Source organism: Actinomyces israelii DSM 43320, from assembly GCF_000711965.1.
In the GTDB taxonomy this organism is placed as follows: Bacteria; Actinomycetota; Actinomycetes; order Actinomycetales; family Actinomycetaceae; genus Actinomyces; species Actinomyces israelii.
Genome location: NZ_JONS01000009.1, coordinates 1 through 19,791 on the forward strand (window position 1 = coordinate 1; position 19,791 = coordinate 19,791).

Here is a 19,791-nt window from a genome sequence, read left to right on the forward strand (position 1 = left end):
GGGTAGATCTTCATTTTCTTGGTCGTCAGGCTCAGTGCCCCGAAGAACGACTGGCTCGCCTTCTTACGGTCCACGTACAGCTTTGTTCTCTTTCCCTTGGGAAGCCACATGCGCCTCGTCTCGGCCTCGTGCTCGAGGCGGACCTCGTCGACGGTGTATACCTCCCATCCGTCCTGGAGCAGATCGTTGACCTGGCGCCGGATCTCGGCCATCCGCCTGGCGATGGCCTTCTCCTCGCGGCGCCCCACGAACGGGTCGGGGAGCAGAGGCTCATGCCCAGAAAGTGCATGAGCAGCCGGTAGGAGGACTCGGACCTGTACTCGACTCCGAACTTGATGGACACGACGTCCTCAAGGGGCCGGGACGTCCCAGAAACCGGCCTTGACTCCTGCCTCCGATGGCGGTCGGCTGAGAATCTCCTCCAGCTCCTTCTTCTGCGCCCGCTTGAGCTTTGCCGCGTTCTCGCCCACGGCGTGACCGGTTACCACGGAGCCCATCCTGGTCTGCCGCCATTCCGACAGCCACTCGCGTATCGTCCCCTCGGCCCGCTCGACCATCTCCGCGATAATATCCAGGCCGACGCCGCGGGCAGCGTACACAATCGCCTCCGCCTTCATTCTCACCAGCCTGTAGGTGTCCGAGCGCTTCTTCCACCTGATGAGGATGTCCCGTTCCTCGTTCGTCATGTCGATCTGCATGAGGCTATCTTATACGAGGTGCTCCGCAGGCGCCAACCAGGAATCCCGCAGCGGCTGCCCCGGAATGCCATTTTGTTTAATTCCAGTCATAACTCACAAGATATGGCGGTGAGGGCCGCGAAGGTGTTCTTCGGGGCGAGCGCATGGGCTGCCGGGCGTCTGGTGTGTCGTCGGGACGGGGTGGGTGCTGGGCTACTCCTACGACACGGCCGAGCATCTGAGTCAGGTGGTGGCCGACGGGGAACTGGTGGCCCGCATCGAGCGGGACCTCGCGGCGCGGACGGTGCGCGCACACGGCCCGGGCGGGGCCCTACCCGCACCAGCACAAGCGGCATACGGTGAGGGCATGAGCGATAACACCGGCCGCCCCGCAGACTCCGCCCCCTACGCGGACCTCCTGACCGCCTCTCTGGACCGCTCCCGCGAGCGCTTCGACCGCGCCCTGGACGGCGTCACCCTCGAGCAGGCCAACACGCGCCCCACCCCGGAGACGGCGCCGCGCATCGACTCCCTGACCTGGCTCGCCTGGCACGCGGCCCGGGAGATCGACCTGCAGGTCTCGGCCCTTGCCGCCGTCGAGCCGCTGTGGACCTCGGCCGGCTTCAGGGAGCGCTTCGCCCTGCCGCTGCCCGACGACACCGAAGACTGGCGCCACACGCCCGAGCAGGCCGCCCTGGTGCGCGTGAGCAGCCTTGCCGTCCTCACCGACTACCTCGACGCCGCCTACGCGCTCATCCGCGACTACCTGACCAGTCTGAAGCCGGCGGCCCTCGCCGAGATCATCGACCGCTCCTGGCAGCCGCCGGTCACCCGTGGCTCGCGCCTGGCCTCGATCATCGACGACGCCGCCCAGCACTCCGGCCAGGCCGTCTACTCCCGCCGCCTGCTCGGCCTGGAGGGCTGAGGCGCCCCGCGACACCCGCACCGCCATCCCATCTGTGCCGCTATCCGCCCATACAGGGACGGCAGAGATGCGAAGGGGAGCGTACCGTCATGGACATATGGGCATCACGCCCCCTGCTCTCCCGTCCCGATCTACCAGCAGATCCGCAACGGCGTCATCGAGGGCACCCGCCCGATTCGAGCCGCGCCTGGGCGGCCGCCTCGTCTCCGTGCGCGCCCTCGCATCGGCCTTCGCCGTCGCCCCGGCCACCATCCATCACCGGGGCCTACGACCTCCTGCGCGCCGAGAGCCTGGTGGTCACCGGCGCCGAGTGACGACAGCCCGACCGACGTGGCCTGCAACCCGCGCGGAGGACGGGGACAGCGGGGCCCGAGGGCGTCGACCGCTTCAAGGTTGCGCAGGATGATGGCTCTCCCAGCCAGCGGTGCGCCCGGCCGCGGACCGCTACTTCTCCCTCTCGGACACGGCGGGCCACCCGGAGGCCGACTTCGAGGAGCTGATCGCCCCGGCCGGAACGGACACCGCCGACCCGCACCGGGCGAGCGGATCGCCCGCCTGCGCGTCGTCACAGGGGGCTCTCGAGCCGGAAGCGAACCGATCTCGACGCGGAACTCGACCGATCTCGACGCGGAATACGACCGATCTCGGCGTCAGAGGGAGGAGGCCACGGCCTCGCCGCGGCGCAGGACGCGCACGGGCGCGAGCTCGGCGTCGGTAACCACCAGGTCCGCCCACCTGCCGGGCTCCAGGGCCCCGATCGAGCGGTCGCCCAGGATCTCGGCGCCCTGGCAGGACGCGGCGTAGACGGCATCGACCAGGTCGACCCCGCCGCGCCAGGTGGTGCGCACGACGTCGATGAGGTGCGCGGTGCCCCCGGCGATCGCGCCGCCCTCGGTCAGGCGGGCGACCCCGTCGGCCACCGTGACCGCGGCGGGCCCGAGCACGTAGTCGCCGTCGGGCATGCCGGCGGCCGCCATGGCGTCGGTCACCAGGACCACGCTCTCCCGCCCGAGGGTCTCGAACACGTCGAGGACGATCGCCGGGGCCAGGTGGACGCCGTCGCCGATCATCTCCACGACGCACTCGCCCCGCCGGGCGGCGGCGAGGAGCTCGGGGACGGGCCCGGGGGCGCGATGGTGCATGGGCCGCATGCCGTTGAACAGGTGGGTGGCGGTAGGGCGGGCCGAGCGCACCGGCCGGCCGGCCCGCAGGCGCGCCGCGATGCGGGCCGAGGCGTCGGCCAGGCCGGCGCGCACGGGGGCCGCCTCGGAGTCGGTGTGCCCGAAGGAGGGCAGGGCGCCGCCGTCGACCAGCGCGGCCACGACGCCGTCGTCGCCGGTGATGCCGGGCTTCTCCGGGGCGATCGTCATGGTGACGACGTGCCCGCGGCCGAGCTCGATGAGCTCGCGGGTCAGTGCCGCGTCGGGGTCGATGATGTAGGTGGGGTCCTGGGCCCCGCAGCGCTCGACCGAGACGAAGGGGCCCTCGAAGTGGATGCCGGCGAGCTCGCCCGCGTCGCACAGGTCGGCCAGGACGCGCGTGCGGGCCCTCAGGACGTCGGCGGCCGCGGTCACGCAGGAGGCGACCAGGCTCGTGGTGCCGTGGCGGCGGTGCTCCAGCACCGAGACCATGGCCTGGTCCGCGGTCTCGGCGTTGGGGAAGGACTCCCCGCCGCCGCCGTGGCAGTGGACGTCGACGAGGCCGGGCAGCAGGTATCCGCCCTCGGGGGCGACGACGGCGCCGGCCAGCAGGTCGTCCCAGCCGGCCCGCCCGGCCTCGGCCGCGGCCCCCACCCACGCAATGTGCCTCTCGGCGACGACGACCAGGCCGTCCTCGATGAGGGCGGTGGGGGTGACGACTCGCCCGCGCAGGGCCTCGGCAACACTGCTCATGCCCCGCAGTGTAGCCCCAGACATCTGACATCCGCCGAGGTCACCGACCTCGACGGCCTCGGCTCACGGCCTCTTCGCTCGGCTTCTCGCGGCTCCCCCGGCGCGCGCGACAGCCGGCCGGCACCGGCCCAGGCCAGCTGGGACGGCACGCTCATCAGCTCCTTCGTCTCCACAGCCGCAGGCCGCCCAGGGTGCAGATCCCGGTCACAGGCAGGGCCAGAAGCAGCCGCAGCCACTCGACACGGCTCACCCCGGTGCCCGTGTAGACGCCGATCATGACGTCGAGCCACTGCTTGAGCGGGTTCCACTCCAGGACCTTCTGGAGGACCTCGGGCAGGGCGTCCAGGGGCACGGCCCCGCCCGAGCCGAAGAACATGATGAAGAAGACCGCGGCGGACAGGGCCTGGGTGACGCGGGCGGAGACGCGCAGCGTCCCGATGAGGAAGCCCAGCGCCGACAGCCACAGGACCGAGCCGAGCAGGAGCAGGAGGTAGACGGGGCTCCACAGGCTCGCCCGCAGGCCGTCGTGCAGCCCGACCACCAGGATGATGATCGTCAAGGCGCCGGCCGCCAGGACCAGGGTGGAGATCAGGACGGCCGCGGCGAACAGCCGGCTCGGCAGAGGCACGACGGCGTAGCGGCGGTCCACGCCGTGGCTGCGCAGCTCGGCGAGGTAGATCGGCAGGCCCATGAGCAGGAGGTTGGCCACCACGGTGAGGACAAGAGCGGAGAACATGGCGTCGATGAAGTGCACTCCGGGGCCGATCTCGGTGGAGCCGTAGGGGATGCCGATGAAGACGTACATGATCACCGGGAACGCCAGGGAGAAGAACACCGCGACGGGCTCGCGCAGGAGCAGGACGAGCTCCTGACGCGCCCACACGGGCAGGATCCGCCACCAGGGCGCGGGGCGGGCGCGATCGGATACCGCCGTCCGCGTCCGCTCGTTCCGGTTCATGGAGCGGCTCATCGTGCCGCCCTCCCCTCTGCACTGGTCGCGGCGGCCCCAGCGGTACCGACCGCACTGGCCGCGCCGACCGTCACCGCGTAGGTGAAGACGTCCTCCAGGCGGATCGGTCCGCGCAGCACGTCCTGGCACCCCAGCCCGCCGCGCTCGCGGGCCGCCTCGACCCGCTCGCCGACCCGCACGACCTCGTCCCTGGAGCCCACCAGGAGGCGGGTGTCCCCGGTTCCAATGAGTTCGACGTCGTGGCGCCGCGCCCAGGCGTCGACGTCGGGGGCGACCCCGATGAGGCGCAGTCTCCACCGGCCGCCGGCGAGTCCCAGCACATCCTCGACCGGTCCCTGGAGCACGAGCCGGCCCCGGTTGAGCACCAGCAGCCTGTCGGCGTAGGCCTCCGCCTCGCTCAGGTCGTGCGTCGAGGCCAGGACCGCGACGCCCTCATGGCGTCGGCGCCGGAGGAACTCCCACAGCTCGGCGCGCGCGACCGGGTCGATCCCGCTGGTCGGCTCATCGAGGACCAGGGCGCGGGGACGCCCGATGCAGGCCAGGACGACGTCCAGCCGCCTGGCCCATCCGCCCGACAGGGAGCCGACCGGAGAGTCCACGTAGGCATCCAGACCGAGCTGTGCGACGATCTCGGCCACCGGCCCGGGGTCGTCGTACAGGCACGCGGCGGCACTGATGGCCTCCTTGACCTTGAGCCGCTGAGGCAGGCCCGCCTCCTGGAGCTGGACGCCGATGACCATCCGCTGCTCCCCCGACGGCCGCACCCGCCGGCCGGCGACGCGGACCTCGCCCGCGGTGGGCGAGCGCAGGCCGGAGACCATCTCCATGGCGGTGGTCTTGCCCGAGCCGTTGGGGCCCACGAGGACGACGATCTCGCCGGGGGCTACCGAGAAGGACACGTCGTCCAGGGCGGGCGCCTCTGCGCCCGGGTACCGCTTGGACGCCCCCTCCCACTCCATCACACGCCGCGCGGCGGAGGCGACGTCACCGATTCTGCTGCCGCCCGTCGACGGCGCTCCCCGCTCTCGATCCCGCTTCAGCATGTCGTCCACAGCCTCACCCTTTCGCAGAAACAAACCAGTTTGTATAACAAACTGCCGGAGCAAGAGTACCTCTTCTGATTCGGGTTGCAAACTCATTCGCAGAAGAGACCGAGGCGGTCCGTACAGCCGAGGCGGTCCGCGCATCTGGGTCACTCCGGCCGCGCACGCGCGAGCGCGACCCGAGCTCCCCGACGCCGTTGGCGACGGAGCGCGGTCCGGTCCCGCAGGGGCTCGTGCCGGGCGCACCGGGGCAGCACGGAGTATCAGCAGACTATGGCGGGCGGGAGGCCTCGTGCCGGTCACGCCGGGGGTGCGCCCCTGCTGCGCTCCTACTGCGCCAGGCGCTTCTCGACGGTCCTCACCGCCCGGGCCACGTCGCGCTCCGCCCTGGCCGAGGGCGCGGTCCCGCCCAGCCACAGCAGGCCCTCCCCCACGGGCCGCACGCCCACCACGCGTCCCCGGTCGACCAGGAGAGGGCGGAACATGCCGTTGGAGGCCGGGCAGATGAGCCGCTCGCCGGAGGCGCCGGTCAGGCAGCTGCGGTCCTTGTAGCCCACATGGAGCTCGTCGAAGGACGGGAGGAAGCGGGCTGCCAGGGCCCGCCTGCGGCCGGCGTCGAGCAGATCGGGCAGATCGGCGCGCATGTAGAGCGCGCCCGTGCGCGGCGCCGGCTCCCCCGCGCCCAGGACGCGCAGCCGTCCCCGCAGGCCGCCCTCGGCGACGGCGCGCACCAGGGGCACCCGGGCCGCCTCGGCATCGGCGTCGTAGCCCTCCCCGCCGGTCTCCTCCAGGGCGTCCTCCAGCGCCCCGGCGGCCTCCCGCTTGGGCAGGGTGGTCCAGCGGGCCAGGTCGTCGGCGCTGACGGGCCCGTGGCTGGTGGCGTAGCGGCGGGCGATCTCGGCCAGGGCCGCCGCGTGGCCCGGGCCGCCCCGCCCGACCCCGGGCCCGGCCGGCCCGCTGTCGGCGTCGGGCAGGGGGCCGGCGTCGACCACCAGGTGCTCGTTGCCGCGGCGCGGCCCCTGGACCAGGACCCCGTCGCGCTGCAGGCGCACAAGAAGATGGCGGCGCCGGTAGGCCGAGACGTTCTCGCCGCGGAAGGCCTCCATGAGCCCGGCCTCCTGCCAGGCAGCCAGCAGCTCGGCCCGCGGCAGCGGCCCGCGCCGCCCGATCACGCTCAGGGCGACCTCGGCGGCGCGCCCGCACAGGGCCTCGTCGACGCCGTGCTCGGCCTCACTGCGCCGCGTCCAGGCGTCCATGCGGTGCATGAGGGCCACGCGCAGCCAGTGGTGGTCCGCGGCGGCGGTGATGTGGACGGTGCCGCGCATGGGCCAGGAGCGCACCAGGTCGCCGCGCGCGAAAGCAGCCCCCACGTCACTGCCCACGGCGCCGCGGGAGCGCACGACCAGGGCGTGCGGCACCGCGGAGACCTGCTGGCCCTGGACGGCGAGCTGACGGCGCACGGCCTCCACGGGCGTCGGCGCGGCGGTGACCCCGACCAGCCCGTGGGCGACGATCCGCAGCAGCGAGACCTCCCGGGGCAGGGGGACACCGGACCTCGCGGGTCTCTGGCTCATGGACGACTCCTTGCGGCGGGGACCGCCCCACCCTACAGGCCGGCCCGAGGCCAGACGCCCTTCACAGCTCGTCGAGCACCGGACGACACATGACGGACTCGCGACCGGCCTTGTCGACACTGCGCACCAGCTGGATCCTCATTCCGTAGACCTCGGAGAGGTTGGCCTCCGTGAGGACCTCATGACCGGCCCCATAGGCGAGGAACCCCCCATCGCGCATAAGCGCCGCTTTCGATGGGAAGTAGAGAGCCTGGTCAGGGCTGTGCGTGATCATAATGACCGCCTTGCCCTGCTGGGCAGCGAGCCGGTGCGCCATCGTGATCACCATCGCGGAGTTCCTGTAGTCCAGGTGACTCGTCGGCTCATCCATCATGACCAGCTCGGTGCCCTGGGCCAGGGCCCGGGCGATAAGGACCATCTGCCGCTCACCCCCCGACAGGCGCGTGTAGGCCTCGGCCACCAGGTGGGACAGGCCGACGGCATCAAGAGCCTCGGCGCAGATGGCCCGGTCCTCGCGGCTGGGGTTCCCAAGGGGCCCGAGATGCGGGGTGCGCCCCATGGCGACCACGTCCTCGACGGTGAAGGGGAAGGGCGCGGAGTGGTCCTGAAAGACCATGGCGGCTCTGCGCGCAAGATCCCGCGGGCTCATCGCGGACACGTCCCGGCCGAGGAGCCGGATGCGGCCGGCCTCTGGTCTCGCCTGGCCGAGCAGGAGGCGCATCAGGGTGGACTTCCCGCAGCCGTTCGCGCCCAGCACCATGAGGACCTCGCCCGCTGCGAGCTCGAAGCTCACGTCCTTCAGGACGAGGCGCCCGGGCACGTACCCGAAGGCCACATGCTCGGCACTGACCACCGGGGCGCCGGAGGAGGAGGCGCTGGTCACTGGACCCATTCCGCTTTCGTGCGGCGCAGCAGGAGCGCGAAGAAGGGGGCGCCGATCAGCGCGATGGGGATCGACAGCGGCAGAGAGGTCTCGGAGGCCGAACGGGTGAGATCGTCAATGAGCAAGAGGAAGGTGCTGCCGAGGACGGCCGCCGTCGGCAGGAGCTTCCGATGGTCCGGACCGACGAGCATCCGCGCCATATGGGGGATGACGAGCCCGATCCACCCGATCGCCCCGCACTGGGACACGGCGGTGGCGGTCATGGCCGTCGCGCAGACGATCGCGATGGTCTTGAGCCGCTGCGTGTTGACGCCCAGGGAGCGCGCCTCGTCGTCGCCCATGGTGAGCAGGTTGAGTCGCCACGCAGCGGCCATGAGCCCTGCCGCTCCAATGAGGATGACCGGCGCCGCGAAGGCCAGGTTCTCCCAGCGCATTCCGACCAGCGACCCCATGAGCCAGAATGTGATGGCGGGGAGGTCGTCATAGGGGTCCGCGAGGTACTTGGTGATGGAGACCCCCGCGTTGAACAGGGAGGCGACGACGACCCCCGCCAGGATCAGCATGACGTTGGGGATGGTACCGCGGACCCGGGCGAGCCAGTAGGCGATGGCGACTCCTCCCAGGCCGAAGGAGAAGGCGAGAACCTGCACCAGCGGCGAGTGCGCGTCACGCGCCAGGATCCCCACGGCGGCGCCGAAGGAGGCGGCCGCGGAGACCCCCAGGATGTCCGGGGAGACCAGGGGGTTGCGGAAGACCCCCTGGTAGGCCGCGCCCGAGCAGGACAGCGCCGCTCCGACGAGCACCGCCATGAGGACTCTCGGCCAGCGGATCGTCCAGACGACCTTGGCGTCGAGCGCGCCCCAGGTCTGCTCGACCGGAAGGACCTTGGAGGCCAGGATGCGCACAGCCTCCCAGGGAGGTATCGAGTAACGGCCGATCACGAAGGACGCGAGGATGGAGGCGAGCAGCACCGCGATGCAGGACGCCAGGACAACGCTGAAAGGAAGGGTGCGGCTCCGGCGCCCGGCCCGGCCCGGCGCCTGCCCGCGGCGACCGGCGCGGTCGACGCCGGCTCCCGCCCGATCAGCGCTTGAAGACATCCTCGACCGTCGCGCCATCGGCAAGGGTGAACAGGGTGCGCATGTCGTCGTCGGTCAGCTCGAAGCCGAAGTAGGTGGAGTAGAAGCTCCGGGCAGCCGTCTCCATGTCGATGTCGGCGAAGAGCTCGGGCTGGATCGCCTTGGCGAAGAACTGCATGGCGAGGTACTCCTCGGGACCGTTGTAGGCCCAGGCCATGGCGCCGCGGGGGATGACGAAGATCTTGTTGCTCTTCACGGCTTGCAGCTCGGAGAAAGCCTGGTCGGACTGGATCATGGTGCGGATCTCCGGAGAGTCCACCAGAAGGATGCTCGGGTCCCACTCCAGGAGCTGCTCCGACTCGATAGCGGTCTGCCCCGATGGGCCCTTCGACTCACCCGTGGCACCTTCCGCGGCGTTGACGCCCCCGGCCATGGTGATGAGCTGCTGGCCAATGGCCGAGCCGTTGTTGGCCTGGAGGGCCTCCCCGTTACCGGAGAGCTGGACGACGGTGGGCTTCTTGTCCTTGGGCAGGTCCTTGGTCTTGGCCTCGATGCCGGCGCGGATGTCGTCGAACTCGGTTCCGTAGCTGGTCGCGCTCTCCATCTGGGCGCCGCCGATGGCCTCGCCGTAGTGGACCTGGTTGTCGCGTACGCGGTTGAGGAAGTCCTCGTCCTCGACGGCGACGCCGCCGATGCAGGCGATGCCGAGCTCCTCGAGCTGCTTGCGGGTGTCCTCGCCGTACCGGGAGGCGTAGGCGACCAGGTCGGGCTCGGCGTTGAGCAGCTCCTCGACATTCGTGGTGTTGTTCGAGAAGACGACGGGCAGGTCGGCGAGCTGCGGGTACTTGGACTGGATCCACGCGTTCTTCCCGGTCGAGTCCTCAATGGCGACGAGCTTGTCGACGCCGCCGAGCAGGAGCACCGCAGTGGTCTGAGCGGGAGCCGTTGTAGCGATCCGCTGAGCCTCCCACGGCACCGTGATAGTGCCGAGGGAGTCCTCGATCGTGCGGGTTGAGGGGTGGCTTGCAGTACTGTCGGCGCTCGCGACATCACCGGGGCTGCTCGTACCGCAGCCGGGAAGAACAAGGGACCCGATGGCCAGGACGACGGCGGCCAAGCGCAGCACGGGAGAACGCATGGTGATCCTCCTGGGAAGAACGGTTGAAGATCAAACCAATGGTAACGGGAGAATCATCAGGAATGATGGCTTTTCACCCTTGCGATCCCACCGAGTTCTCGGCCCATTACGACGATCCCGCCGCCCGGGGCTGAATACTCGCCGGGCCACCGGCCCAGCAGGGATCAGAAGAGGCGGGAGCCGGGGTCGTCCATGCCGCGCATGGCGTCGTAGTCCAGCACCACGCAGCGGATGCCGCGGTCCTCGGCCAGCACCCGGGCCTGCGGCTTGATGGTCTGGGCGGCGAACACCCCGCTCACCGGCGCCAGGACCGGGTCGCGGTTGAGCAGCTCGAGGTAGCGGCTCAGCTGCTCGACGCCGTCGATGCCGCCCACGCGCTTGAGCTCGACGGCCACCGAGCCGCCGTCGGCGTCCCTGGCCATTATGTCCACCGGGCCGATGGCGGTGGGGTACTCGCGTCGCACGAGCCGCCAGCCGGGCCCCAGGACCTCGATCTGCTCGGCGAGGAGCTCCTGGAGGTGGGCCTCGACGCCGTCCTTGGTCAGGCCCGGGTCCACGCCGAGGTCCGCGCTGGTGTCCGAGAGGACCTCGAAGACGCGGATGATGAGCCGGTCGTCGGTCTTGGCGGCGCGCACCTCCCAGCGGGAGACGACGCCGGCCTCGCGGTCCTCCTCATCGGGCTCCGCCTCGCTGAGCCGGGCGGGCGGGCTCATCCAGTTCAGCGGCTTGTAGGAGCCGCCGTCGGAGTGGACCAGGACCGACCCGTCCGCCTTGACCATAATGAGGCGGGTGGCCCGGGGCAGGTGGGCGTCCAGGCGCCCGGAGTAGTCGACGGAGCAGCTGGCAATGACGACACGCACGCGACCACCCTAGCCGGTAGTCTCGGAGCCCGACGACACGCCGGCCGCCGAGCTTCCCGCGGCGGCCGGCAGCAAGGAGCACCCATGAGCCGGACCGCCGACATCTACTCCGTCGCCGCCGACATCTACCCGACGGTGGCGGCTCCCCAGACCGAGGCCATGGGGGCCGCCCTCGCGGAGCTGCTCGCCGGACCGCGCCCCGGCCCGCTCGACGGCGCGCCCGAGGCCGCGGCAGACTCCCCCGTCCTCGACCTCGGCTCGGGAACCGGCGGCGCCCTGCCCTACCTGGCGCGGCTCGGGAGCGGACCGCTCTACGCCGTCGAGCCGAGCGCGGCCATGCGGGCGGGGCTCATGGCGACCGTCTGCGCCGTGCCCGGGCTGGCGGAGCGCACAACCGTCCTGGGCGGCGCCCTGGACGACGTCGAGCCCCTCCTGCCCGACCGCCTGGGCGCCGTGACCGCCCTCAACATGCTCGGGCACCTCGACGAGGCCGCCGAGGACCGCTTCTGGGGGCTCGTGCGCGAGCGCCTGGTGCCGGGCGGCGCCGTCGTCATCGCCCTTCAGGGGCCGCTGGAGCCCGCACCCGTGCCCTGGACCGACTTCGGGACGACGGCGGTCGGCGATCTGCGCTACCGCACCGAGGGCCGGGCCGACCCGGAGGGCGGAGCGATGGCCTGGACCATGCGCTGGACGATCTCGACCGCCGACGGCGCCGTCCTGGAGACGCGCACCGCCCACCTGTCCTGGCGGGTCCTCACGCCGGACCACCTGCGCGAGCGGGCCGCCGGCGCGCTGTGCGAGCCGGGCCCCGCCAGGGACGACCTGCTCCTCCACTCCTTCCGGCGGCTGTGAGACGGGCCGCGTCCGACCTCCCGGGGCGGCCGGCGATGGCGCAAACCCCCCGGGCATGCTCATCATATCCCCCGTGACTTCTGCGACTTCCGATACCACCCCGCCGCCGCACTCGGAGGCGGTGCGCTACGGGTGGCCCCTGCCCCGGCGCCTACCTGACCGGGACAGCCGGGCCCGACCGCCTCGGCGGGCTCGACGCCGCCCGCGGGCTGGCGCTGCTCGGGATGATGGCGGCGCACGTGGGTTTCACGACCTGCGGGCTGACGTCCCTGTCCGGCGTGCTCAATCAGGCGCACGGCCGCTCCGCGGTCCTCTTCGCCGTCATCGCCGGGTTCTCGCTGGGCATCATGTCCGGGCGCACGCGCCCCCACACCGGCGAGGCCCTGGTACGCACCCGCCTGCGGATCCTCGTGCGCTGCGCACTGCTGCTGGTGCTGGGCACGTGCCTGGCGGTGCTCGGCCCACCGGTAGGAGTCATCCTGGGCTACTACGCCGCCTGGCTCGCCCTGGCCCTGCCCTTCCTCGCGTGGCGCCCCCAGAGCCTGTTCGTCCTGGCGGCCGTCACCGCGGCAGTCGGCCCTGTGATCAAGATCGGCCTTCCCGTCGTGCTGGACTCTCTGGGGATGACCGCCCAGCCGTTCCTGACGGACGGCAATATCGCCGTCATCTCCTTCCTCATCACCGGGCTGTACCCCGGCGCGCTGTGGATGGCCTACATCTTCCTGGGGCTGGGCCTGTCCCGCCTGGACTGGTCGCGCTCGCGCAACCTGTGGCGCCTGGCCGCGGTCGGCGTGCTGTGCGCCGTCGTCGGCTACGGCGGCGGCTGGGCCGCCAGCAGCGTCGCGGCCCCGGACGGCCCCGATCCCTATCACCTGGTCTCCCCCGCCGAACCCGCCCAGTGCTCCACCGGGCCGGGCCGCCTCGATCCGGCGGTCGGCCGCAGTGGGCGGGCCGGCTCGTCGGTCGGGCCCGACGCCGCCGGGTTCGGCACGGGCACGACGCCGGAGCCGGCGGCGGGGCCGGCGCCCTCCGCCGACCCGATCGAGACCGCGCCCGGGGACGGCGAAGGCATCGACGCCGGCGGCGGGAAGGGGGCCGTCGGCGCGTCCGCATCCTTCTCCCTCGAGTCCCTGGCCACCGCGGGCCCGCACACGGACACGCCCTTCGAGGCGGTGGGCCCCGGCGGCACGGCCATGGTCGCCTTCGCTCTTCTTCAGCTTCTCTCCCGCCGTCTGCGCCGGCTGATCGCCCCGCTGGCGGCCGTGGGGTCGATGTCGCTGACCGTCTACTGCGGGCACGTGCTCGCCGCCTGGGCGCTCCTCATCTGGACCGATGCCCTGAGCTCGAAGAGCAACCTGGCCTGGGGCGCCATGTCGATCGGGTTCGTCGCCTTCGCCATGGCCTGGTTCGCCGTCTTCGCCCGCGGTCCGCTGGAGCACCTCGTCCACGTCATCTCCGTGCGCGCGACCCGCGCCCGGCCGTGACCCGGACCGGCCGACCGCCGACCGCCCCGAAACCAGTCCGCTCCGCCCCGCTCAGCGGCCCGCAGTCGCACGGGCCGCCACGCCGTCGGTGCCGAGGCGGGCTCAGAGGAACCTCGGCTGCGTCGGGGCGGCGGCCTCGAGCCAGGCCACCATCGCCGAGTGCGAGTCCTCGATCATGGCCAGGTCGAAGTGCTCGCCGCGGTAGGTGCACTCGACATCGACGACGCGCCCGCCCGCTCCCCGGTGGCGGACCCTGCCGAGCTCGATGTCGGCGCGCTCGAAATGGTAGCGGGGCCGCACCGACAGCGAGATCAGTCGCGTCCAGTCCACCGAGTCCCCGCCGAAGGTGGCGATGCCGCTGGTCCAGCGGGTGCGCCCGGGCCGTCGCAGGGCGCACTCGAAGGATCCCACGCGCCCGGCCAGGTAGCGCAGTCGGACAATGAAGACCCCGGTCAGGACGAGCACGACGAGCGCCGCCGCGCCCACCGCCGTCCAGACCGAATGTCCCATGGATGCGCTCCTCAGTCCTCGATATCCGGGATATCGGGAACACCTATGTCCTCGGCCGGCGCGTCGTCGGCCCCGGTGTCCCTCGCCTCCTCCCCGGCGACATCGGCCGCCACGGTGACGGTGTCGTGGTCCACCGAGCAGAAACCGCCGGCAACCGGGACCTCGACGGGCCCGTCGTCCAGGGAGGTGATTCGCACAGTACCACGACCCACGATCGCCAGGATCGGCTGACGCCCCGGCAGGACCCCGAGCTCGCCGTCCACCAGCGGAACCGTGACCTGCCTGGCCTGCCCGCTCCAGGCCTCCCCGCCGAAGCGGGAGACGACCTCCACACTCAGCGGCCCAGCCATGTCAGGCCGCCGTGCTCTCGGCTGCGCGACGCTCCAGGTCGTCGATGCCGCCGATATTGAAGAAGACCTGCTCGGGCAGGTGGTCGTAGTCGCCGTCCGCGATGCGCTTGAACGCCTCGACCGTCTCGGCCACGGGCACCGTTGAGCCGGGCACGCCGGTGAACTTCTCCGCCATGTACATGTTCTGGGAGAGGAACTGCTCGATGCGCCGCGCCCGGCCGACGGTGACCTTGTCCTCCTCGGAGAGCTCGTCGATGCCCAGGATCGCGATAATGTCCTGGAGCTCCTTGTTCTTCTGGAGGATCGACTTCACGCGGGTGGCGACCTCGTAGTGCTCCCGGCCCACGTACTGCGGGGCCAGCAGGCGCGAGGTGGAGGCCAGCGGGTCCACGGCGGGGTAGATGCCGCGCGCGGCCACCTCGCGGGACAGCTCGGTGGTGGCGTCCAGGTGGGCGAAGGTCGTGGCCGGGGCCGGGTCGGTGTAGTCGTCGGCGGGCACGTAGATGGCCTGCAGGGAGGTGATGGAGTGGCCGCCGGCCGAGGTGATGCGCTCCTGGAGCAGGCCCATCTCGTCGGCCAGGTTGGGCTGGTAGCCCACGGCCGAGGGCATGCGGCCCAGCAGCGTGGAGACCTCCGAGCCGGCCTGGGTGAAGCGGAAGATGTTGTCGATGAACAGCAGCACGTCCTGGTGCTGGACGTCGCGGAAGTACTCGGCCATGGTCAGGGCGGACAGGGCCACCCTCAGGCGCGTGCCCGGCGGCTCGTCCATCTGGCCGAACACCAGGGCGGTCTTGTCGAAGACGCCGGCCTCGCCCATCTCCACAATGAGGTCGTTGCCCTCGCGGGTGCGCTCGCCCACGCCGGCGAAGACGGACACGCCGTCGTGGTCGAGGGCCACGCGCTGGATCATCTCCTGGATGAGGACCGTCTTGCCCACGCCGGCGCCCCCGAACAGGCCGATCTTGCCGCCCTGGACGTAGGGGGTGAGCAGGTCGATGACCTTGATGCCGGTCTCGAACATCTGCTCCTTGGACTCCAGCTGGTCGAAGGCCGGGGGCTGACGGTGGATGGGCCAGCGCTCGGAGATCTCCAGGTGCTCGCCGGGGCCGAGGTTGAGGATCTCGCCGGTGACGTTGAAGACGTGGCCCTTGGTGATGTCGCCGACGGGCACCGAGATGGGGGCGCCGGTGTCGCGCACCACCGAGCCGCGCACGAGGCCGTCGGTGGGCTTCAGGGAGATCGTGCGCACGACGTTGTCGCCCAGGTGCTGGGCGACCTCGAGGGTGATCTCGTGCGGCTCCTCGCCCTCGCCGGTCGCCTGGATGGTCACCTTGAGGGCGTTGTACATCGCCGGAATCGCGTCCGGCGGGAACTCGACGTCGACGACAGCGCCGATGATCCGGGTGACGCGCCCGGTACCGGGAGTGGTGGTGTCAGCCATGATGCGTTCTTCCGTGTCCGTTCTGCCAGAGCTGGGGTCTGTGGTCCCGCCTACTCGGCTCCCAGGGCGTCGGCACCCGAGACGATCTCCGTGATCTCCTGGGTGATGTCGCCCTGGCGCGCCGCGTTGGCCAGGCGGGTGTAGGTGTTGATGAGGTCCTCGGCGTTGTCCGTGGCGGTGTGCATGGCCTGCTGGCGGCTGGCGAGCTCGGAGGCGGCCGCCTGGAGCAGGGCGTTGCGGATGCGCGAGCGGACGTAGCGGGTGAGCAGGCCGTCGAGGACCTCGGAGGTGGAGGGCTCGAAGTCGTACAGGGGCTCGGCCCCCGTCGCCTCGGGGTGGACCCGCGGCTGCGTGGCGGCGATGTCCTCCCGGTTGAGCTCGCCGGGCCCATCGACGTCGACGACGGTCAGCGGCAGCATGCGGCGCACCTCGGGGACCTGGGCGACCATGGAGACGTAGCGGGTGAAGACGATGTGGACCTCGCCCACTCCCCCGGCCGAGGCCGAGGTGAGGAAGTAGTCCAGGAGCACGGTCGCGACCTCGTCGATGGCGGCGTCGGAGGGGCGGTCGGACTCCCCGATCCAGGAGTACTCCACCGTCCGCTCGCGGAAGGTGAAGTAGGAGTGGGCGCGCCGCCCGAAGGTGAAGATCACCGGCTCCTTGCCGTTCTCAATGAGCTGGTCGATGAGCCGCTCGGACTCGCGCAGGATCGTCGCCGAGTAGGCGCCGGCCATGCCGCGGTCGGAGGTGACGACCAGGACGGCGACCCGGTTGGTGTCTCTGCGCTCCTGGACGACCGGGTGGTCCAGGTGCGTGTAGGTGCCCACGGCGGCCACGGCCTCGGACAGGGCGTGGTCGTAGGGACTCGCCTCCTGCGCGTTGCGGCGTGCGGCACCGATCCGGGAGGAGGCGATGAGCTCCATGGCCCGGAACACCTTCTGGAGGGTCTGGGTGGATCGGATGCGCTGCTTGTAGACGCGCTGGTTGCCTGCCACGTCAGCCCCTCTTGAGGACGATCTGCTCGGTCGTGTGCTCCGCGGGGACCTCCTCCTCCGCGGCGGCGACCTCGCCGGACAGCATCTTGCCCCCGGCCAGGTAGGTGCTGCGGAAGGACTCCACCGCGGCGCGCAGCGCCTTCTCGGTCTCCTCGTCGAGGACGCCGCTGTCCCGGATGGCGCCCAGGATCTCGGTGTTGCGGCGCAGGTGGTCCAGGAGGGCGGCCTCGAAGGGCAGGACGTCGGCGACGTCGAGGTCGTCGAGGTAGCCGTTGGTCCCGGTCCACACGCTGGCGACCTGCTCCTCGACCGGGTAGGGCGTGAACTGCGGCTGCTTGAGCAGCTCCATGAGGCGCGCGCCGCGGGTCAGCTGCTGGCGGGTGGCGGCGTCCAGGTCGGAGGCGAACATGGCGAAGGCCTGCATGGAGCGGTACTGCGCCAGGGTGATCTTGAGCGTGCCGGCGACCTTCTTCATGGCCTTGACCTGGGCGGCGCCGCCGACGCGGGACACCGAGATGCCGACATCGACGGCCGGCCGCTGGTCGGAGTTGAACAGGTCGGACTGGAGGAAGATCTGCCCGTCGGTGATGGAGATGACGTTGGTGGGGATGTAGGCGGAGACGTCGTTGGCCTTCGTCTCGATGATCGGCAGGCCGGTCATCGACCCGGCGCCCAGGTCGTCGGACACCTTGGCGCAGCGCTCCAGGAGGCGGGAGTGCAGGTAGAAGACGTCGCCCGGATAGGCCTCGCGGCCCGGCGGCCGGCGCAGGAGCAGGGAGACGGCGCGGTAGGCCTCGGCCTGCTTGGACAGGTCGTCGAAGATGATGAGCACGTGCTTGCCGGAGTACATCCAGTGCTGCCCGATGGCGCTGCCGGTGTACGGGGACAGGTACTTGAACCCGGCGGGGTCGGAGGCCGGGGAGGCGACGATCGTGGTGTACTCCAGGGCGCCGCGCTCCTCCAGGACGGAGCGCACCGAGGCGATGGTCGAGCCCTTCTGGCCGGTGGCCACGTAGATGCAGCGCACCTGCTGGGCGGGGTCGCCGGTCTCCCACACGGCCCTCTGGTTGAGGATCGTGTCCAGCGCGATGGCGGTCTTGCCGGTCTTGCGGTCACCGATAATGAGCTGGCGCTGGCCGCGGCCGATGGGGATCATGGAGTCGATGGCTTTCAGCCCGGTCTGCAGCGGCTCGTGGACCGACTTGCGGGACATGACGCCGGGCGCCTGGAGCTCCAGGGCGCGCCGCCCCTCGGTGCGGATCTCGCCCAGGCCGTCGATGGGGCGGCCCAGGGGGTCGACGACGCGGCCGAGGTAGCCGTCCCCGACGGGCACGGACAGGACCTCCCCGGTGCGCCGCACGGTCTGGCCCTCGTCGATGCCCGCGAAGTCTCCCAGGACGACGACGCCGATCTCGCGCTCGTCGAGGTTCATCGCCAGGCCGGCCGTGCCGTCCTCGAAGGCGAGGAGCTCGTTGGCCATGACACCGGGCAGCCCCTCGACGTGGGCGATGCCGTCGGCGGCGAAGACGACGTAACCGACCTCCTCCGCCGCGACCTGCGCGGGCTTGTAGGACGCGACGAACTCGTCCAGGGCCGAACGGACGTCCTCCGGCCTGATGGTCAACTCTACCATCTGTCGTCTCCTTGCTGTGTGCTCAGTGTGCTCAGGAAGTCTGTGGATGGGCTCGGCCCGTGAGCCGGGTGCGCAGTGCGGCGACGTTGCTGCGGACGGTGGAGTCCATGACGAGGTCGCGCACGGAGACCCTGACCCCGCCGATGACCGAGGGGTCCACCGTCGTGTTGAGCTCGATGTCGGTGCCGATGCGGCCGGCGAGGATGGCGCGCAGGCGCGCCTCCTGGGCCCTCGTCATCGGGATGGCGGTGACGACGTCGGCAATGGTGCGGTTCTGCAGGTCGGCGGCCAGCTCGGTGACCCGGCGCAGGTTGTAGGGCACCCCGCCGACGGCGATCTCCGGCTGGTGCCGCACGCACCAGACGACCAGGCTCATCGCCGGCCCGGAGATGCGCGAGGCGAACAGGCGGCGGGCCAGGCGGACGCGCTCCTCCTTGCTGATGCGCCGTGAGGGCTCGAGGGCGACGCGGATCTCCCGGCTGTCGGCCAGGACCCGCCGGACGGCGAAGAGCTCCTGCTCGACGTCCTCGAGGGTGCCGCCGGCGCGCGCTCCGGCGAGGATGGCCTGGACGCCCAGGTCGTGCAGGGCGGTGATGAGGTCGACGGGCCGCGACCAGCGCCCGCGGACGAGGGCCTGGATGAGGGCGACGACGCGCTCGTCCATCCGTCCCGCGAACAGGCGGGCCGCCAGCACCGCCTTGTCGTCGGGCTCACGACCGGGGTCGGTCAGCGGTCCGCGCAGCGGGTTGGCGGCGACCTCGTGCGCAAGGGTCAGGATCTCCTCGCCGAGCTCCTGACCCTGCACGCCCGCCGAGGCCAGGACGGGAGCCCAGGCCTCGGCAGCGGAGGCGCGGCTGGCGGCGGTCCCGGTTCTCACCGGACCGCTCCGTCCCCGGTGGTGGCGCGCCGCTCACCGGCGGGCGCCGCCTCGAGCTCGTCGAGGAAGCGGTCGATGACCCGCGCGGACAGCTCGGTGTCCTTCAGGTGCTCGCCGACGATCCTCTCGGCCAGGGAGGAGGCCAGGAGCCCGACGTCGGTGCGCAGGCTGATCTGGGCGGCCTGCTTGTCCGCCTGGATCTGGCGCTCGGCGGCGTCCATGGCCTTGCCGGCCTCGCCCTGGGCGGCCTCGCGTGCCGTGGCGATGATCTCCTTGGCCTCGGCCTGGGCGTCCTCGCGGATCTTGGCGGCCTCGCGGCGGGCGTCCTCGAGCAGGCGGGAGGCCCTGAGCTCGGCGTCGGCATGGTCCCCCTTGGCCTTCTCGGCGAGCTCAAGGCCCTCCTGGATGCGGCGGGTGCGCTCGTCGAGGACCGTGGTGAAGCGGGGCAGGGCGTACCTGATGAGCACGATCGCGATAATGAGGAAGGCGACCGTGCCCCACAGCAGGTCGGGGGGCTCGGGCAGCAGCAGGTTGTGGCTGCCCTCGCCGCCCGCCGCGGGAGCGGCGACCAGCGCCGGATGCAGTGGAGTGAGTACGGGGGTCATACA

The 19,791-nt window shown here is 71.5% G+C and carries 19 protein-coding genes and 1 pseudogene; 3 read left to right on the forward strand and 17 right to left on the reverse strand.

What is annotated here, in order from left to right; genetic code table 11:
• Both O145_RS04600 and O145_RS04605 read right to left on the reverse strand, forming a co-directional pair.
• A pseudogene (locus O145_RS04600) lies at positions 1-248 on the reverse strand (IS630 family transposase); the annotation flags it as partial.
• 102 nt (positions 249-350) lie between these two features.
• A complete protein-coding gene (locus O145_RS04605; protein ID WP_043560373.1) occupies positions 351-698 on the reverse strand; it encodes a helix-turn-helix domain-containing protein in 348 nt (115 codons plus the stop codon).
• A 346-nt stretch (positions 699-1,044) separates the two neighbouring features.
• On the opposite strand from O145_RS04605, the gene O145_RS04610 reads away from it, so the two are divergent.
• Positions 1,045-1,602 (forward strand): mycothiol transferase, encoded by a 558-nt coding sequence (locus O145_RS04610; protein WP_043560375.1) that lies wholly within the window; start codon positions 1,045-1,047, stop codon positions 1,600-1,602.
• A gap of 650 nt (positions 1,603-2,252) precedes the next feature.
• On the opposite strand, the gene O145_RS04615 is transcribed toward O145_RS04610, so the two are convergent.
• The 8 genes from O145_RS04615 to nucS form a co-directional block, all read right to left on the reverse strand.
• Positions 2,253-3,494, reverse strand: a complete 1,242-nt coding sequence (locus O145_RS04615; RefSeq protein ID WP_043560377.1) for an N-acetylglucosamine-6-phosphate deacetylase — start codon at positions 3,492-3,494, stop codon at positions 2,253-2,255.
• Between the two features lie 154 nt (positions 3,495-3,648).
• Complete coding sequence (locus O145_RS04620; RefSeq protein WP_043560378.1) at positions 3,649-4,452, reverse strand: ABC transporter permease; 804 nt, start codon at positions 4,450-4,452, stop codon at positions 3,649-3,651.
• Between the two features lie 8 nt (positions 4,453-4,460).
• Positions 4,461-5,507 carry an ABC transporter ATP-binding protein gene (locus tag O145_RS04625; RefSeq protein ID WP_084682385.1) on the reverse strand — a complete coding sequence of 349 codons (1,047 nt, stop codon included), beginning with the start codon at positions 5,505-5,507 and terminating at the stop codon, positions 4,461-4,463.
• A gap of 329 nt (positions 5,508-5,836) precedes the next feature.
• Positions 5,837-7,081 carry a DNA glycosylase AlkZ-like family protein gene (locus O145_RS04630; RefSeq protein ID WP_043560380.1) on the reverse strand — a complete coding sequence of 415 codons (1,245 nt, stop codon included), beginning with the start codon at positions 7,079-7,081 and terminating at the stop codon, positions 5,837-5,839.
• Positions 7,082-7,142: 61 nt separating this feature from the next.
• A complete protein-coding gene (locus tag O145_RS04635; protein WP_084682364.1) occupies positions 7,143-7,973 on the reverse strand; it encodes an ABC transporter ATP-binding protein in 831 nt (276 codons plus the stop codon).
• On the reverse strand, positions 7,961-9,064 hold the full coding sequence (locus O145_RS04640; protein WP_084682365.1) for a FecCD family ABC transporter permease: 1,104 nt from the start codon (positions 9,062-9,064) through the stop codon (positions 7,961-7,963). Before O145_RS04640 ends, O145_RS04635 begins: the two co-directional genes overlap by 13 nt.
• Positions 9,048-10,181: an ABC transporter substrate-binding protein gene (locus O145_RS04645; RefSeq protein ID WP_084682366.1), complete on the reverse strand. Its 1,134-nt coding sequence runs from the start codon at positions 10,179-10,181 to the stop codon at positions 9,048-9,050. The genes O145_RS04640 and O145_RS04645 overlap by 17 nt, the downstream gene beginning before the upstream one ends.
• Before the next feature lie 164 nt (positions 10,182-10,345).
• Entirely contained in the window at positions 10,346-11,041 is a 696-nt protein-coding gene (gene nucS, locus O145_RS04650) for an endonuclease NucS (protein ID WP_043560382.1), read from the reverse strand.
• A gap of 84 nt (positions 11,042-11,125) precedes the next feature.
• Here nucS and O145_RS04655 point away from each other — a divergent pair, with 84 nt between their 5' ends.
• Positions 11,126-11,893: a class I SAM-dependent methyltransferase gene (locus O145_RS04655; protein WP_052374683.1), complete on the forward strand. Its 768-nt coding sequence runs from the start codon at positions 11,126-11,128 to the stop codon at positions 11,891-11,893.
• A gap of 239 nt (positions 11,894-12,132) precedes the next feature.
• Positions 12,133-13,377 (forward strand): DUF418 domain-containing protein, encoded by a 1,245-nt coding sequence (locus O145_RS04660; protein WP_052374685.1) that lies wholly within the window; start codon positions 12,133-12,135, stop codon positions 13,375-13,377.
• A 102-nt stretch (positions 13,378-13,479) separates the two neighbouring features.
• Here the strand turns inward: O145_RS04660 and O145_RS04665 are convergent, their stop codons facing one another.
• From O145_RS04665 to O145_RS04695, 7 genes are read right to left on the reverse strand one after another with little or no spacing between them, the layout of a single operon-like run.
• Positions 13,480-13,887, reverse strand: coding sequence for a DUF2550 family protein (locus O145_RS04665; protein ID WP_043560385.1), 408 nt, complete (start codon positions 13,885-13,887; stop codon positions 13,480-13,482).
• A gap of 11 nt (positions 13,888-13,898) precedes the next feature.
• Entirely contained in the window at positions 13,899-14,237 is a 339-nt protein-coding gene (locus tag O145_RS04670; RefSeq protein WP_043560386.1) for a F0F1 ATP synthase subunit delta/epsilon, read from the reverse strand.
• A gap of 1 nt (position 14,238) precedes the next feature.
• Complete coding sequence (atpD, locus tag O145_RS04675; RefSeq protein WP_043560390.1) at positions 14,239-15,678, reverse strand: F0F1 ATP synthase subunit beta; 1,440 nt, start codon at positions 15,676-15,678, stop codon at positions 14,239-14,241.
• Between the two features lie 50 nt (positions 15,679-15,728).
• On the reverse strand, positions 15,729-16,673 hold the full coding sequence (locus O145_RS04680) for a F0F1 ATP synthase subunit gamma (protein WP_043560392.1): 945 nt from the start codon (positions 16,671-16,673) through the stop codon (positions 15,729-15,731).
• A gap of 1 nt (position 16,674) precedes the next feature.
• Positions 16,675-18,306: a F0F1 ATP synthase subunit alpha gene (gene atpA, locus O145_RS04685; RefSeq protein WP_043560394.1), complete on the reverse strand. Its 1,632-nt coding sequence runs from the start codon at positions 18,304-18,306 to the stop codon at positions 16,675-16,677.
• 31 nt (positions 18,307-18,337) lie between these two features.
• Positions 18,338-19,183: a F0F1 ATP synthase subunit delta gene (locus O145_RS04690; RefSeq protein ID WP_043560395.1), complete on the reverse strand. Its 846-nt coding sequence runs from the start codon at positions 19,181-19,183 to the stop codon at positions 18,338-18,340.
• On the reverse strand, positions 19,180-19,788 hold the full coding sequence (locus O145_RS04695) for a F0F1 ATP synthase subunit B (protein ID WP_043560397.1): 609 nt from the start codon (positions 19,786-19,788) through the stop codon (positions 19,180-19,182). The genes O145_RS04690 and O145_RS04695 overlap by 4 nt, the downstream gene beginning before the upstream one ends.
• Between the last annotated feature and the right edge of the window lie 3 nt (positions 19,789-19,791).

Bases quoted from the DNA above. Each gene is read 5' to 3' on its own strand.
- O145_RS04625 (WP_084682385.1), bottom strand. From the start codon at position 5,507: ATGCTGAAGCGGGATCGAGAGCGGGGAGCGCCGTCGACGGGCGGCAGC.
- O145_RS04640 (WP_084682365.1), bottom strand. From the start codon at position 9,064: ATGTCTTCAAGCGCTGATCGGGCGGGAGCCGGCGTCGACCGCGCCGGT.
- O145_RS04645 (WP_084682366.1), bottom strand. From the start codon at position 10,181: ATGCGTTCTCCCGTGCTGCGCTTGGCCGCCGTCGTCCTGGCCATCGGG.
- O145_RS04605 (WP_043560373.1), bottom strand. From the start codon at position 698: ATGCAGATCGACATGACGAACGAGGAACGGGACATCCTCATCAGGTGG.
- atpA (WP_043560394.1), bottom strand. From the start codon at position 18,306: ATGGTAGAGTTGACCATCAGGCCGGAGGACGTCCGTTCGGCCCTGGAC.
- O145_RS04610 (WP_043560375.1), top strand. From the start codon at position 1,045: ATGAGCGATAACACCGGCCGCCCCGCAGACTCCGCCCCCTACGCGGAC.
- atpD (WP_043560390.1), bottom strand. From the start codon at position 15,678: ATGGCTGACACCACCACTCCCGGTACCGGGCGCGTCACCCGGATCATC.
- O145_RS04635 (WP_084682364.1), bottom strand. From the start codon at position 7,973: ATGGGTCCAGTGACCAGCGCCTCCTCCTCCGGCGCCCCGGTGGTCAGT.
- O145_RS04695 (WP_043560397.1), bottom strand. From the start codon at position 19,788: ATGACCCCCGTACTCACTCCACTGCATCCGGCGCTGGTCGCCGCTCCC.
- O145_RS04670 (WP_043560386.1), bottom strand. From the start codon at position 14,237: ATGGCTGGGCCGCTGAGTGTGGAGGTCGTCTCCCGCTTCGGCGGGGAG.
- O145_RS04665 (WP_043560385.1), bottom strand. From the start codon at position 13,887: ATGGGACATTCGGTCTGGACGGCGGTGGGCGCGGCGGCGCTCGTCGTG.
- O145_RS04620 (WP_043560378.1), bottom strand. From the start codon at position 4,452: ATGAACCGGAACGAGCGGACGCGGACGGCGGTATCCGATCGCGCCCGC.
- O145_RS04615 (WP_043560377.1), bottom strand. From the start codon at position 3,494: ATGAGCAGTGTTGCCGAGGCCCTGCGCGGGCGAGTCGTCACCCCCACC.
- O145_RS04655 (WP_052374683.1), top strand. From the start codon at position 11,126: ATGAGCCGGACCGCCGACATCTACTCCGTCGCCGCCGACATCTACCCG.
- O145_RS04630 (WP_043560380.1), bottom strand. From the start codon at position 7,081: ATGAGCCAGAGACCCGCGAGGTCCGGTGTCCCCCTGCCCCGGGAGGTC.